This is a genomic window from Kitasatospora sp. NPDC059648, from assembly GCF_042734825.1.
Classification (GTDB): domain Bacteria; phylum Actinomycetota; class Actinomycetes; order Streptomycetales; family Streptomycetaceae; genus Kitasatospora.
In genome coordinates, this window is sequence record NZ_JBHWDU010000016.1 from 1 (window position 1) to 13,448 (window position 13,448).

General features: G+C 74.4%; 11 protein-coding genes and 1 rRNA gene. 6 read left to right on the plus strand and 6 right to left on the minus strand.

All coding sequences use genetic code 11. The annotated features are described in order from the left end of the window. The 3 genes from rrf to ACFV1W_RS12695 all read left to right on the plus strand — a co-directional run. Positions 1-92, plus strand: a 5S ribosomal RNA gene (gene rrf, locus ACFV1W_RS12685); the annotation flags it as partial. A 193-nt stretch (positions 93-285) separates the two neighbouring features. Then, the gene (locus ACFV1W_RS12690; RefSeq protein WP_380415900.1) at positions 286-705 is read left to right on the plus strand and encodes a YciI family protein; all 420 of its coding nucleotides are present in this window, start codon (positions 286-288) and stop codon (positions 703-705) included. 23 nt (positions 706-728) lie between these two features. Continuing rightward, entirely contained in the window at positions 729-1,886 is a 1,158-nt protein-coding gene (locus ACFV1W_RS12695; protein ID WP_380415746.1) for an RNA polymerase sigma factor, read from the plus strand. Between the two features lie 3 nt (positions 1,887-1,889). Here ACFV1W_RS12695 and ACFV1W_RS12700 read toward each other — a convergent pair whose 3' ends face one another. The 5 genes from ACFV1W_RS12700 to ACFV1W_RS12720 all read right to left on the minus strand — a co-directional run bounded on the left by ACFV1W_RS12700 (position 1,890) and on the right by ACFV1W_RS12720 (position 7,380). Beyond that, on the minus strand, positions 1,890-3,200 hold the full coding sequence (locus ACFV1W_RS12700) for a DUF58 domain-containing protein (protein WP_380415748.1): 1,311 nt from the start codon (positions 3,198-3,200) through the stop codon (positions 1,890-1,892). An 85-nt stretch (positions 3,201-3,285) separates the two neighbouring features. Further along, positions 3,286-4,266 (minus strand): AAA family ATPase, encoded by a 981-nt coding sequence (locus ACFV1W_RS12705; protein WP_380415901.1) that lies wholly within the window; start codon positions 4,264-4,266, stop codon positions 3,286-3,288. Positions 4,267-4,292: 26 nt separating this feature from the next. Next, positions 4,293-5,525, minus strand: coding sequence for a DUF4350 domain-containing protein (locus ACFV1W_RS12710; protein WP_380415750.1), 1,233 nt, complete (start codon positions 5,523-5,525; stop codon positions 4,293-4,295). Further along, positions 5,522-6,229, minus strand: coding sequence for a DUF4129 domain-containing protein (locus ACFV1W_RS12715; protein WP_380415752.1), 708 nt, complete (start codon positions 6,227-6,229; stop codon positions 5,522-5,524). Before ACFV1W_RS12715 ends, ACFV1W_RS12710 begins: the two co-directional genes overlap by 4 nt. A gap of 5 nt (positions 6,230-6,234) precedes the next feature. Next, the gene (locus ACFV1W_RS12720) at positions 6,235-7,380 is read right to left on the minus strand and encodes a hypothetical protein (RefSeq protein ID WP_380415753.1); all 1,146 of its coding nucleotides are present in this window, start codon (positions 7,378-7,380) and stop codon (positions 6,235-6,237) included. A 288-nt stretch (positions 7,381-7,668) separates the two neighbouring features. Between ACFV1W_RS12720 and mtrA the strand changes: the two genes are divergently transcribed. The 3 genes from mtrA to ACFV1W_RS12735 are packed head-to-tail and all read left to right on the plus strand — an operon-like array spanning position 7,669 to position 12,320. After that, positions 7,669-8,346 (plus strand): MtrAB system response regulator MtrA, encoded by a 678-nt coding sequence (gene mtrA, locus ACFV1W_RS12725; RefSeq protein WP_030283937.1) that lies wholly within the window; start codon positions 7,669-7,671, stop codon positions 8,344-8,346. Between the two features lies 1 nt (position 8,347). Continuing rightward, the gene (gene mtrB / locus ACFV1W_RS12730; RefSeq protein ID WP_380415755.1) at positions 8,348-10,453 is read left to right on the plus strand and encodes an MtrAB system histidine kinase MtrB; all 2,106 of its coding nucleotides are present in this window, start codon (positions 8,348-8,350) and stop codon (positions 10,451-10,453) included. After that, complete coding sequence (locus ACFV1W_RS12735; protein WP_380415757.1) at positions 10,428-12,320, plus strand: LpqB family beta-propeller domain-containing protein; 1,893 nt, start codon at positions 10,428-10,430, stop codon at positions 12,318-12,320. The genes mtrB and ACFV1W_RS12735 overlap by 26 nt, the downstream gene beginning before the upstream one ends. 47 nt (positions 12,321-12,367) lie before the next feature. Here ACFV1W_RS12735 and ACFV1W_RS12740 read toward each other — a convergent pair whose 3' ends face one another. Continuing rightward, positions 12,368-13,090: a ComF family protein gene (locus ACFV1W_RS12740; RefSeq protein WP_380415759.1), complete on the minus strand. Its 723-nt coding sequence runs from the start codon at positions 13,088-13,090 to the stop codon at positions 12,368-12,370. Between the last annotated feature and the right edge of the window lie 358 nt (positions 13,091-13,448).

The following is a 13,448-nucleotide window of genomic DNA, read 5'->3' on the forward strand; positions in this document are numbered from 1 at the left end:
CGCCCGGTTACATTCCGAACCCGGAAGCTAAGCCTCACAGCGCCGATGGTACTGCAGGGGGGACCCTGTGGGAGAGTAGGACGCCGCCGAACAATCATTCAGAAAAGCCCCTGATCCATCGGATCAGGGGCTTTTCGCATTTCCCAGGCAGGCGAGGCCGACGAGGCAGGCACGGCCGGACACCTCGGGGAAAATCTTGGCCAGTTGTGTCGAGAATCCGTGGCCGGCTCCGTCCCCGGGGTGGACGCGGCCACAATGGGTCGCACCAGCACCGAGGAGAAGACGATGGCCAAGTACCTGCTGCTCAAGCACTACCGGGGCGCTCCGACCGCGGTCAACTGCACGCCGATGGACCAGTGGACCCCGGAGGAGGTCACGGCGCACATCACGTACATGCAGGACTTCGCCGCCCGGCTGGAGAAGACCGGCGAGTACGTCGACGGTCAGGCGCTGGCACCGGAGGGGGCGTGGGTCCGGTACGACGGCGAGGGCCGTCCGCCGGTGACCGACGGTCCGTTCGCCGAGACCAAGGACCTCATCGCCGGCTGGATGGTGATTGACGTCGACAGCTACGAGCGTGCCGTCGAACTGGCCGGAGAGCTGTCGGCTGCCCCCGGTGCCGGGGGGAAGCCGATCCACGAGTGGCTGGAACTGCGCCCGTTCCTGGCCATGCCGTCGACCACCGCCGAGTGCCATCTGCGATGACGGAGGCCAACGGAGGCCACGCGATGGACGAGGCCCTGATCCGGAGCCTCACGCCCGCCGTGCTCGGTGTCCTCGTCCGCCGCGGAGCGGATTTCGCGGCGGCCGAGGACGCCGTGCAGGAGGCGTTGATCGAGGCGGTTCGCGGCTGGGGAGCCGGTTCGCCGCAGGACCCGAAGGGCTGGCTGGTCACCGTCGCCTGGCGGAAGTTCCTCGACCGGGCCCGGGCGGACACCGCCCGCCGCCGTCGGGAGGAGCTCGTCGACCGGGAGCCGGAGCCCGGGCCCGCGGCCGCGGCGGACGACACGCTGCGGCTCTACTTCCTCTGTGCCCACCCGTCGTTGACGCCGTCCTCGGCGGTCGCGCTCACCCTGCGCGCGCTCGGCGGGCTGACCACCCGCCAGATCGCCCAGGCCTATCTGGTGCCCGAGGCGACCATGGCGCAGCGGATCAGCCGGGCCAAGCGGACCGTGTCCGCCGTCCGGTTCGATCGGCCGGGCGACGTCGCCACCGTGCTGCGCGTCCTCTACCTGGTCTTCAACGAGGGCTACTCGGGCGATGTCGACCTCGCCGCCGAGGCGATCCGGCTCACCCGGCAGCTGGCGGCGGTGATCGACCACCCCGAAGTGGCGGGTCTGTTGGCGCTGATGCTGCTGCACCACGCCCGGCGGGCTGGCCGCACGGCGCCCGACGGCAGTCTGGTGCCGCTCGCCGAGCAGGACCGCAGCCGTTGGGACAGCGGGCTGATCGCCGAGGGCGTCGGGATCCTCCAGGCGGCCCTCGCCCGGGACCGGCTGGGCGAGTTCCAGGCCCAGGCGGCGATCGCGGCGCTGCACGCGGACGCGCCCACCGCCGGGGAGACCGACTGGGTGCAGATCGTCGAGTGGTACGACGAGTTGGAGCGCCTGACGGACAGTCCGGTGGTCCGACTGAACCGTGCGGTGGCGGTCGGTGAGGCCGACGGGGCGCGTGCCGGGCTCGCGGCGCTGGGAGCGGTGGACGAGTCCCTGCCGAGGTACGCGGCGGTGGCGGCGTACCTCCACGAGCGCGACGGGGACCTGAGGACGGCCGTCCGGTTGTACGTCGAGGCGGCTCGGCGGGCGTCCAACCTCGCCGAGCGCGACCACCTGACGCGTCAGGCGGCCCGGCTCAACACGAGGCTCGAAGACGCTGGGAGGGAGTGAGGTTCAGAGCCGGCCCGCGGCCTTCAGCGCCAGGTAGGTGTCCGCCAGCGCCGGGGCGATCTGGGCGGGCGGGGCGTCGAGGACGGTGACGCCGTGCCGGGTGAGGCGGTCGGCGGTGTGGCGGCGGTCGGCGCGGGTCTGTTCGGCAGCGGCGGCGCCGTAGACGGCCTCGACGGTGCCCCGACCGGTGGCCAGCACGTCCAGGTGCGGGTCGGAGACCGAGGCGAGGACGACCTCGTGCCGCTTGGTGAGCAGCGGCAGCAGGGGCCGCAGGCCGTCCTCGACGGGGGCCGCGTCGAGACCGGTGAGCAGGACGACCAGCGAGCGGTGCGGTGCCATCTTGAGTGCGGTGGAGACCAGGGAGCGCATGTCGGTCTCGTGCAGGGCGGGCTCCAGCAGGGCCATCGCGTTGGTGAAGGCCGGCAGGATCTCGCTCGGCGAGCTGCCGACGACCGCGGCGCGCTTGTGGGCGTCGTGGGCGAGCAGGTCGACCCGGTCGCCCGCGCGGGTGGCGAGGGCGGTGAGCAGCAGGGCGGCGTCGAGGGCGGCGTCCAGGCGGGGGGCGTCGCCGACGCGGCCGGCCGAGGTGCGTCCGGTGTCGAGGACGACGAGGATGTGCCGGTCGCGCTCGGGGCGCCAGGTGCGGACGGCGACGGTGTGGCGGCGGGCGCTGGCGCGCCAGTCGATGGAGCGGACGTCGTCGCCGGGCAGGTACTCCCGCAGCGAGTCGAATTCGGTGCCCTGGCCGCGGGTCAGCACCGAGGTGCGGCCGTCGAGTTCGCGCAGCCGGGCGAGCCGGGAGGGCAGGTGCTTGCGGCTGTGGAACGGGGGCAGGGCGCGGACCGTCCAGGGGACGTGGTGTGAGCCCTGGCGGCCGGCCAGGCCGAGCGGGCCGAGCGACCGGACGGTCACCCGGTGGGCGTGGTGGTCGCCGCGGCGGCTCGGGGCGAGCACGGAGACGGCGCGACGCCGTTCGCCCCCGGGGACGGTGAGGGTGTGTCGGGAGGCGGTCTCGGCGGTGCCGGGGCGCCAGGCGGAAGGGGCCCAGGCGTCGCGCATCAGGGCGCGCAGGGGCCGTCCGGAGGGGTTGGTGACGGTCAGTTCGACGGAGGCGGTGTCGCCGAGCCGGACGGTGGTGGTGCCGCCCCGGACGATCCGCAGGCTGCGGACGGGCGCGGCGAGCACCAGGTCGGCCAGGACGGCGAGCAGGACCGCGCCGGTGACGGCCCCGATTCCGGCCCAGGAGGGCAGCAGGAGGCCCACGAAGAGCGCGCCGAGCGCGGCGATCAGGGCGGTTCGCCCGGTGAGGGCCATGCGGGTGCGCTCCTTCGGAAGCCCGTGGTCGGAGGGGCCGTGGGTTCGGCGGCGGCGAGACGCCCGGTACGCCGGCGGGCCTGGGTCAGCGGGGGGCGGGCGTCTGGGCGAGGACGGCCTGGATGACGGAGTCGGCGGTGACGCCTTCCATCTCGGCCTCGGCGCGCAGCGCGACGCGGTGCCGCAGGGTGGGCAGGGCGAGCGCCTTGACGTCGTCGGGGGTGACGTAGTCCCGTCCGGCGAGCCAGGCCCAGGCGCGCGAGGCGGCGAGCAGGGCGGTGGCACCGCGCGGGGAGACGCCGATGGACAGCGACGGGGACTGCCGGGTGGCCCGGCAGAGGTCGACGATGTAGGCGAGGACCTCGGGGGAGACGGTCAGCCCGGCGATCTGCTCGCGGGCGGCGGCGAGGTGCTCGGGCCCGGCGACGGGGCGGACGCCGGCCGCGGCGAGGTCCTTGGGGTCGAAGCCGGACGCGTGCCGGGACAGGACCTGGAACTCCTGGTCGCGGTCGGGCAGCGGCAGGATCAGCTTGAGCAGGAAGCGGTCGAGCTGGGCCTCGGGCAGCGGGTAGGTGCCCTCGTACTCGACCGGGTTCTGGGTGGCGGCGACCAGGAACGGGACGGGCAGCGCGCGCGGCTCGCCGTCCACGGTGACCTGCCGCTCCTCCATGGCCTCCAGCAGGGCGGCCTGGGTCTTGGGCGGGGTGCGGTTGATCTCGTCGGCGAGCAGCAGGTTGGTGAAGACCGGGCCGGGCTGGAAGGAGAACTCGGCGGTGCGGGCGTCGTAGACGAGCGAGCCGGTGACGTCGCTGGGCATCAGGTCGGGGGTGAACTGGATGCGCTTCGTCTCCAGGCTGAGTGCCGTGGAGAGGGTGCGGACCAGCAGGGTCTTGGCGACGCCGGGGACGCCTTCGAGCAGCACGTGGCCGCCGCAGAGCAGGGCCACCACGAGGCCGGTGACGGCGGCGTCCTGGCCGACCACGGCCTTGCCGATCTCCGCGCGCAGGGCGGTCAGCGCGGTGCGCGGGTCGGTGGCGGGGGTAGCGGGTGCCGTGCCGGGGGTGATGCGGAGCTGGGCGGTCGCCTGTTCGGTCACGGGTTCCGTACCTGCCTTTCGAGGGCGTCGAGGTCGTCGGCGAGCCGCAGCAGCGCGGCGTCGTCGGTCGGGGGCGGGCCGTAGAGCAGGGCCCGGACGTCCCCGGCGGGTCGTTCGGGGAGGCGGCCGGCGACGGCCGCGCAGAGCGCTTCCGGCTCGGGGGCGCCGGCCTGGAGCGGGACGCCCAGGGCGGGGGCGAGGCGGTGGGCGGCGGCGCGGCGCAGGGCCTGGGCGGCGCGGCCGTGGGCCTTGGCCCGCCGGTAGAGGCGGGCGCGGCCCTCGGTGGTCTCGGCGGCGCGGACCACCACGGGAAGGTTCTCGCTGACCACCGGGCCGAGCCGGCGGGCGCGCCAGAGGGCGGCGAGCGCCGCGGCGACGGCGAGCTGGTAGAAGGCCCAGTGCCAGCCCTTCGGGATGTAGTCGCCGAAGGACTTGTGCTGGGTGCCCTCGGCGACCGGCGCGGTGTAGTCGGGCAGGTGCCAGGTGAGGCGGGGCTGCGAGCCGAGCAGGCCGAGCGCGAGCGAGGCGTTGCCGCCCTCGGCGAGCTCGTCGTTGCCCAGGAACTGGCCGCTGCCGAGCACGACGACGTCGCCGCCCCCGCTCGGGGTGCGGACCAGCGGGTAGCCGTGGCCGTGCGGGTAGCAGCCGTCGCCGCGGCTGCCGCTGGTGTAGAGCATGCCGCCCATGGAGGCGCTGCCGGCCCGGAGGGCCTCGGGGAGCGAGCAGGCCGGCTGGGTGTCGCGGACGGATGCGAACGGCACGCCGCCGGCCTCGTCGGCGGTGCGGATGCCGGGGGCGAGGGCGCCGAGGGCGGCCGGGCCCGGGGCGATCAGGACCAGCCGCTGGTGCCGGGCGGCGGCGATTCCGCGCAGCTGGGCCGGGCTGAGCAGGTCGGGTTCGGGCAGCACCAGGGTGTCGGCGCCGTTCGCGGCGGCCGCGGGGTCGGTGCCGAGTTCGACCGTGACGCCCTGGCGTTCGAGCAGTGCGACGACGGCGTGGGAACCGTCGGCGTCGTAGGAGCGCGGGTCGAGCGGCGGGTAGCGGTGGCCGCGGTTGAGGACCGCGATGCCGACGGCGGCGACCAGCAGGACGGCGAGGAAGACCAGGTACCAGCGGGCGCGGCGGACCAGGCCGCGTCCGGTGGGGGCGAGGCTGGTCGGCGCGGCGTCGGCGGCGGGTCGTTCGGCGGGCTGTTCGGCGGCGGGGGGAGCCGGGGCGGTGCTGGTCATGCCGCTCCTCCCGCGGTCGAGGTCGGGGTCGGGACGGAGGCCGCGGCGGAGGCGTGGGCGAGGACCGGGCGGGCGCTTTCCAGCGTCCGGTCGAGGTCCAGCAGCAGCTGGTAGGCGGCCTGGTCGGCGGTGCGCTCGCCGTACGCGACGTCGTCGAAGGTGCGGGCGGCCGCGGCCAGCGCGGCGGCGTGCTCGGGCAGGGCCCGGCCGGCCTCGGCAGCGGCCTCGTCGGCGGTGCGGCCCGGGCGGGCGTCGAGCAGGGTGCGCTCCTCCAGGGCCCGGACCAGCGCGCGCATCTGCTCGCGGACGGCCTCGGACCAGCGGCCCGCGGCGGCGTGCCCGGCGGCGTCCGCCCGGTAGTGGCCGGCGCTGCGCGGGCCGTCGGAGCCGTACACGCCCAGGACGGTGCGGGCGGCGCGCTTGGGCGCGCCGAGGCGCCACCAGAGGGCGGCGCCGATCACCGCGGCGACGACCAGGAAGAGCACCAGCCCGGTGGTGCCGTCGGTGCCGTCGCCGGAGATGCTGCCCATGGCGCGGTCGATGTGGTCCCAGATCCAGTCGACGACGCGTTCCAGGACGGTCGGGTCGTTCTTGTGGTACTCGGCGTTGAGCAGCTCGTCGCGGGCGGCGTCGCGGGCCGGGTCACGCGGAACGGTGACCGGGGCGCCGGCGGCGGCGAGGAGCCTGTCCCCCCAGATAGGCATCCGGTTCAGTGCCTCGCCGAGGTCTGGTCGGCCTGGCCGTTCCCGCCCTGCTCGGGCGTGGCGGCGGCGCGGGCGAGCTCGATGTCCAGGGCCTCGCGGCGGATCCGCTGGTCGATGTAGACCAGCACGCCGACGGCGGCCAGGAACGGGGTGCTCAGGGAGGAGGCGATGATCCCGGCGATCGCGGTCAGCACCATCATGCCGACGGACTGCTGGGAGGAGTCGCCGAAGCGGTCGATGGAGCCGAAGCCCAGTGCCAGGCCGATGAAGCGGAACGGGATGACCAGGGTTGCCCCGACGATCCCGGCCAGGAGCCGGCTCAGCAGGACGATGCCGAAGATCCGCCACCACGAGCCGCGGGCCAGTCGGCGCGAGCGCGACAGGGCCGTCACCACGCCCTGCTTCTCCAGCATCAGCGCGGGAGCGGCCAGGCTGTAGCGGATGAGCAGCCAGAGGCCGACCGGCACGGTCAGCAGGCCGACCAGGAACAGCAGGGACACGGTCGCGGGGTTGTCGGCGCCGCCGGCCCGGTAGCCGAGCAGCGGGGTGAAGCCGAGCACCACCACGCCGCCGCTCATCAGGGTGGTGAGCACGGTGAGCCCGAGCAGCTGCAGCAGCCGGGGGCGGGCGTCGCGCCAGGCCTCCCCGGCGGTCACCGAGCGGCCGAGGACGGCCCGGCTGACCACGATGGTGAGCAGTGCGACGGCGAGCGCGTCGAGCAGCAGCGTCAGCGGCAGGCTGGCGAGCAGGGTGAGGAGCTGGGTGGAGGCGCCGGTCCGGCCCCTCACCAGCAGTTCGGCGACGAAGGTGCCGGCCTGGTCGACGACGGCGATGCCGAGCGAGAGGGTGAGGGCGGTGCGCCAGTGCCGGCGCACGGTGGTGACGGCGCCGTCGAGCAGCTCGCCGACGCTGAGCGGGCGCAGCGGGATGACGCCGGGCCGGGGGCTGCGCGCGGCGTCCCAGCCGTACGGGTCGCGGCCGGGCGTCTGCCCGCCGCGGTTCGGCTGTCCGTACTGGGCGCCCCAGCCGGGGTTGATCCGAGGGGGTGCCGACGGCCCGGGCACGGCGGCGGGCGCGTCGGCCGGGGGCCGGGCGCCGTCGCGGGGCGGCTCGGACGAGCTGGGCGAGGCCCAGCCCGGAGTGTCGGTCATCACTGCTCCTCGGAGGGGCCGTTCTGGGCGCGGATCCGGGCGGATCTTCCGCCCGCGCGCAGCGCCCATCGTGCCATGGGGCCCGGAGACGCCCCAGGGGTATCCGGTTGCTGATCGGCAACGGGGCCCGCCGGGGGGTCGGACGGCGGGTTCCGGACCGTTCGGAGGCTCTCTGACTAGGGCTATTCGCCCGGTATGGCCGGAATTCGACGGCCGGGGACTTGGCCGTTGTGGAGCATTGGCACTGCTGTGCGGCAGGTCACAATCCGGTAATGAGAAGATGGATGCATGAAGGGACGCGTCCTCGTCGTTGATGACGACTCCGCACTGGCCGAGATGCTCGGCATCGTGCTGCGTGGTGAGGGTTTTGAGCCGTTTTTCGTCGCGGATGGGGACAAGGCGCTAGCCGCGTTCCGGGAGAGCAAGCCCGACCTGGTCCTGCTCGACCTGATGCTGCCCGGCCGGGACGGCATCGACGTGTGCCGGCAGATCCGGGCCGAGTCCGGCGTCCCGATCGTCATGCTGACCGCGAAGACCGACACGGTCGACGTCGTGGTGGGCCTGGAGTCCGGCGCCGACGACTACGTCACCAAGCCGTTCAAGCCCAAGGAGCTGGTGGCCCGGGTGCGTGCCCGGCTGCGCCGCGCCGAGGAGCCGACGCCCGAGCAGCTGACCATCGGCGACCTGGTGATCGACGTGGCCGGCCACTCGGTGAAGCGGGACGGGCGCAGCATCCCGCTGACCCCGCTGGAGTTCGACCTGCTGGTCGCGCTGGCCCGCAAGCCCTGGCAGGTGTTCACCCGCGAGGTGCTGCTGGAGCAGGTCTGGGGCTACCGCCACGCGGCGGACACCCGTCTGGTCAACGTGCACGTGCAGCGACTGCGCTCCAAGATCGAGAAGGATCCGGAGCGCCCCGAGATCGTGGTGACCGTCCGCGGCGTCGGCTACAAGGCCGGACCCAGCTGACGTGACGGACCGGGCTGAGGGCACCCCGTCGGGTTCCGCGACCGACGGGGCGGGGGCCGTGCGCGGGGACGTGCTGAGTTCGACCACCCGCCGCCGTCGCGGCCCCTCCGGGATCTTCGGCCTGATGAAGCGTCAGCTACGCCGTCCTGCGCGCAAGGTGGCCGTGCTGTACCGCCGGTCGATCCAGGTGCGCGTGGTCGCGGTGTCCCTGCTGGCCTCCATCGCGGTGGTCCTGGTGCTGGGCGTGGTCGTGGTGGCGCAGGTGCGCAACGGCCTGCTCGACACCAAGATCGACGCCGCCCGGGCGCAGGCCCGGATCGGCTTCCAGGTCGAGCAGAAGAAGATCGACGAGGCCCGGGACCAGACCCTGCGGGGCGCCGTCGACCCGATCACCGGCGAGACCGGCACCTGGCTGCTGCGCCAGGTCAACGACCTGGCCGCGAGCGGGCAGACGGTCTACTCGGTGATCGCGATGGCTCCCGGCACCGGGGCGGTCGTCCCCGACAGCGCCGGTTTCGCACCGCGGTACTCGGGCGACATCCAGCCCAGCAGCGTCCCGGACACCCTGCGCGCCAAGCTCATCGAAGAGCCCGGCCAGATGTTCGACCAGCCGACCCGGATCCACCGCTCGCCCGAGGGCGGCGGCAAGAGCGAGCCCGGCCTGGCCCTCGGCATGCAGTTCGTCGGCCCGGCCAACACCAGCTACCAGCTGTTCTACGTGTTCTCCTTCGGCCAGGAGACCGACACCCTCAACCTGATCACCGGCACCCTGGCGACCGCCGGCGTGTTCGTGGTGATCCTGATGGGCGGCATCGCCTGGGTCGTGGTGCGCCAGGTGGTCACCCCGGTGCGGATGGCCGCCGGCATCTCCGAGCGGCTCGCCGACGGGCACCTGGAGGAGCGGATGAAGGTGACCGGGACGGACGACATCGCCCGTCTCGGGGAGTCGTTCAACCGGATGGCCAACGCCCTCCAGGCGCAGATCCGCCAGCTGGAGGAGCTGTCCCGGGTGCAGCGGCGCTTCGTCTCGGACGTCTCGCACGAACTGCGCACCCCGCTGACCACGGTCCGGATGGCCGCCGACCTGATCTACGACAGCCGCGAGGACCTGGACCCGATGGCGGCCCGCTCGGCGGAACTGCTGCAGGGCCAGCTGGACCGCTTCGAGTCGCTGCTCGCCGACCTGCTGGAGATCAGCCGCTTCGACGCCGGCGCTGCGATCCTGGACGCCGAACCGGTCGACCTGCGGGAGATCGTCGGCCGGGTGGTGGAGGCCGCCGACCCGCTGGCCCAGGCCAAGGGCAGCACCGTGGTGATCCGCGGCGACGGCGAGCCGGTGCTGGCCGAGGTGGACTCCCGCCGGATCGAGCGCATCCTGCGCAACCTGGTGGTCAACGCGCTGGAGCACGGCGAGGGCCGCGACGTGGTGGTCCGGCTGGGCTCGGCGGACGGCGCGGTCGCGGTCGGTGTCCGCGACTACGGCATCGGCCTCAAGCCCGGCGAGGCGTCCCGGGTGTTCCACCGCTTCTGGCGGGCGGACCCGTCCCGGGTGCGCACCACCGGCGGCACCGGCCTGGGCCTGTCCATCGCGGTCGAGGACGCCCACCTGCACGGCGGCTGGCTCCAGGCCTGGGGCGAGCCCGGCGGCGGCTCGCACTTCCGGCTGACCCTGCCGCGCACCCGCGGCGGCGAGATCAACCGGGCGCCGTTCCGGCTGGAGCCGGAGGACTCCCGCAACAACCGGGGCCTGGGCGCGTACGGCACGCCGTACCGCCGGGCGATCGCCCCGACCGGTTCGACGGCCATGGCCGCGGCCGAGGAGCAGGGCGAGGCGCCGGAGGGGTCCGGCAACGGGTTGGGCAGCGGGCTCGGCGGGGTGCTGAACATCGGCCCCGGGCTGGGCCGGAACCGGCTGCCGGAGGGGCCCCGCTCGGACCCCTCGGACGTGCGGACGGCGGGGGCCGGTTACGGCGCCACCGGCGCCCAGGTCATGGTGGACCCGACGCCGGGACGGCCGTCGGTGGCACAGCGGACGGCGGAGCCGGACGCGACGGGTGGGACGGACCTGGAGGGGTCGCAGCGTGCGAAGGACGAGCAACAGCACTGAGGCCGGCTGCGCACCGCGGCTCGTGGTGGTGGCCGGCGCGGTGCTCGGCGCCCTGGTGGCGAGCGGCTGCGCGGCCATGCCGGACTCCGGCGGCATAGCCAAGGTGGAGCTGTCGCAGGGCTCGGCCGACAAGAACCTGCAGGCCAGGGTGTTCCCGGTGGCACCGGCCAAGGGCGCCAAGCCGCGTGAGCTGCTGACCGGGTTCCTGGACGCGGTGACCGCGGACGAGGGGTACGAGACCGCGCGCAAGTACCTCACCGAGCACGCCGCCGCGACCTGGAACCCGGACGCGGGCATCCAGGTGCTCTCGGCCACGCAGATCGCGCCGGACCAGGTCGTCAACGACAAGGACACCGAGTACTCCGAAACGGTGTCCGGGCAGCTGCTGGCCACGGTCGACGAGAAGCGCTCGTACGTGATGGTGGCGGGGCAGAACAACAACAAGGTCCTCGACTTCACCTTCACGCGGGAGGACGGCGAGTGGCGGATCGCCCGGCTGCCCGCCGGCGTGATCATGAACGAGACCAACTTCCGGAACAGCTTCCGGCAGGTCGAGCGCTTCTTCTACACCGCCCCCGACCCGTCCGTGCCGGGCTCCGGCTCCGGCGGCCAGGAGGTGCTGATCGCCGACCCGATCTACCTGCGGCGACGGATCGACCCGCTGACCGCGGCCGCCAACGCGCTGGTCTCGGGGCCCTCCCACTGGCTCGCGCCGGTGGCCAGGACGGCCTTCCCGAGCGGCACCACCGTCGACAAGGTGGCCCTCGACGACAGCCGGGTCGCCCACGTGCAGCTCGGCGGCGCGGACCTGGGCGACGCGGCGGCCTGCCGCCGGATGGCGAACCAGCTCTACTACACCTTCGCCGACCAGGGGAAGGGGCAGGTCGACCGGCTGGAGCTGAAGGGCCAGCGCGGCTCCTGCACGGCCAGCCGCAACGACGACCAGGCCGTCGGCCCCGGCGCGCTGGCCGGCCGGCTGCCGGTCCAGCAGTACTACCAGCGCGCCGACAACGGCGTGCTGATGGTGGCCGACGAGGGCCGCAGCGGCGACCCGGTGCCCGGGGTGCTCGGCAAGCCGCACACGAACGGCACGCCCCAGCTGGGCACGGTCGCGGTCAGCCGGGACGGCTCCCAGGCCGCCGCGCTCTCGGACGACGGCCGCCAGCTCTACACGGTGCCGCTGGCGGCCGGCACGACGGCGCTGCCCGAGCCGGTGCTCAGCTCGCCGGTGAAGGCCGGCGCCAAGGACGACGGCCTCGCCTCGCCGACCTGGGACGGCCGCGGCGACCTCTGGGTGGTGGACCGCAACCCGCAGGCCCCGCGGGTGGTCCTGGTGCGCGGCGGAAAGTCGTACACCGTGCCGGTCGAGGGGCTGCTGACCGGGCAGACGGTGCAGGCCGTGAAGATCTCCTCGGACGGCGCCCGGATCGCACTGGTGGTCAAGTCGGCCGGTGTCCCGGGCAGTTCGCTGGAGTTCGGGCTGGTGGAGCACGGCGGAACGCCGGGTGCGCCGACCGCGAGGATCATCGGGGTCCGCCCGGGGGCGCCCTCGCTCACCGACGTCACCTCGGTGTCCTGGACGGAGACCGACCAGCTGCTGGTGCTCGGCAAGGAGGCCGACCGCCCCCAGCAGCTGTACTACATCAGCACCGACGGCTCGCAGAGCACGGACAGTCAGCTGCAGGCCGGCAACGGCATGCCGTCCTCCCCGCAGTCCATCTCGACGGCGGAGTCGCGCGGGTACCTCCTGGCCCAGCCCTGGCCGGTCCTCGCGGTGGCGGGCGGGACGGTCTACCGGCTGGTCAACAACCAGTGGCGGGAAGCCCAGTTGGTGGACAAGGCCCACTCGTACTTCTACGTCGGCTGAACCGGCGGGCCGACCGCCGGGCGCGCGGCCGTGCCCTCGGCCGGGCCTCAGTCCGCCGGCCGCGCCGCGGTGGCCGCGACCGTCGCGGCGGCCCGGGCCGGCAGCCCGGCGTCGGCCAGTGCCCGGGCGGCCTCGGCCAGGCTCGCCCCCGTGGTCACCAGGTCGTCCACCAGCACCGGCTGGCGGTCGGCCAGGCCGCGGCGGGCGCGCGGCAGGACGGTGAGCGCGCCGTGCAGGTTGCGCCGCCGCTCGGCGGCGTTCAGTCCGGTCTGGTCGGCGACCGGACGGGCGTGCCGCAGCAGCGGCGCGGCCCTGGCGTCCAGGCCGGCCCGGCGCAGCGACCGGGCGGCGGCCCCGGCCAGCCGCAGCGTCGGGTCGTGGCCGCGGGCGCGCACGGCCGCGCGGGCCGAGGGCATCGGCACCAGCAGCAGCGGCGCGCCCCCGGCCCGGGCCCCGAGGGCGGAGCGCACCGCCCGTCCGAGCGCCTCGCCGAGCGGCCCGGCCAGCCGCAGCGCGCCGCGCTCCTTGTGCGCGAGCAGCAACTGCCGCACCGGGCCGGTGTACGGCGCGGCGGCGTGCGCCCAGGGGAGCAGGGTGGGGCCGGGGCGGGCGGTGGCCAGGGCATGCCGACAGGCCGGGCAGAGCTGGGTGCGTTCGGCGCCGCAGCCCGCGCAGTTCGCGGGGAGCAGGACGTCCAGCAGTCCGGCCAGTGCGTGGCCGAACGGTGTCCGTGCGGACGGCGGACGGGCGGGGGAGGGGGACGGCGGCACGGCTGCTCCTGGCGGCGGCAGGCACGGAGAGTCAGCAAAGGATGCGCCGTATGGGGGGCGTTGTCCAGGTATTTACCGTTACTTCACCCACAGGAGGGTAGACAGGGTGCAACAGTTTGACCGCCAGCCCGCAGTATCGGGTCATACCCCCCGTCTCGCCTGGGGAGGCGAAAACTCCCCGTGAGGTGTTCGATAAGGCCCAGGGGGTTTCAACCGTCCCTGATGGGGAGGAAGTGAGATGAGGGCCAGTCGTTCCCGCCGCTGGCGGCGGGGGCGGGGGCCGGCAGTGGATGGGCTGGTCCAGCTGGAGCTCAGTCCGGTCCGGTAGCACCCGGATCGGCGTCAGCACGAGGGATCG

What these genes read in the sequence shown, in the direction of transcription:
- ACFV1W_RS12690 (WP_380415900.1), top strand. Translation starts at nt 286, where the DNA reads ATGGCCAAGTACCTGCTGCTCAAGCACTACCGGGGCGCTCCGACCGCG.
- ACFV1W_RS12695 (WP_380415746.1), top strand. Translation starts at nt 729, where the DNA reads ATGGACGAGGCCCTGATCCGGAGCCTCACGCCCGCCGTGCTCGGTGTC.
- ACFV1W_RS12700 (WP_380415748.1), bottom strand. Translation starts at nt 3,200, where the DNA reads ATGGCCCTCACCGGGCGAACCGCCCTGATCGCCGCGCTCGGCGCGCTC.
- ACFV1W_RS12710 (WP_380415750.1), bottom strand. Translation starts at nt 5,525, where the DNA reads ATGACCAGCACCGCCCCGGCTCCCCCCGCCGCCGAACAGCCCGCCGAA.
- ACFV1W_RS12715 (WP_380415752.1), bottom strand. Translation starts at nt 6,229, where the DNA reads ATGCCTATCTGGGGGGACAGGCTCCTCGCCGCCGCCGGCGCCCCGGTC.
- ACFV1W_RS12720 (WP_380415753.1), bottom strand. Translation starts at nt 7,380, where the DNA reads ATGACCGACACTCCGGGCTGGGCCTCGCCCAGCTCGTCCGAGCCGCCC.
- mtrA (WP_030283937.1), top strand. Translation starts at nt 7,669, where the DNA reads ATGAAGGGACGCGTCCTCGTCGTTGATGACGACTCCGCACTGGCCGAG.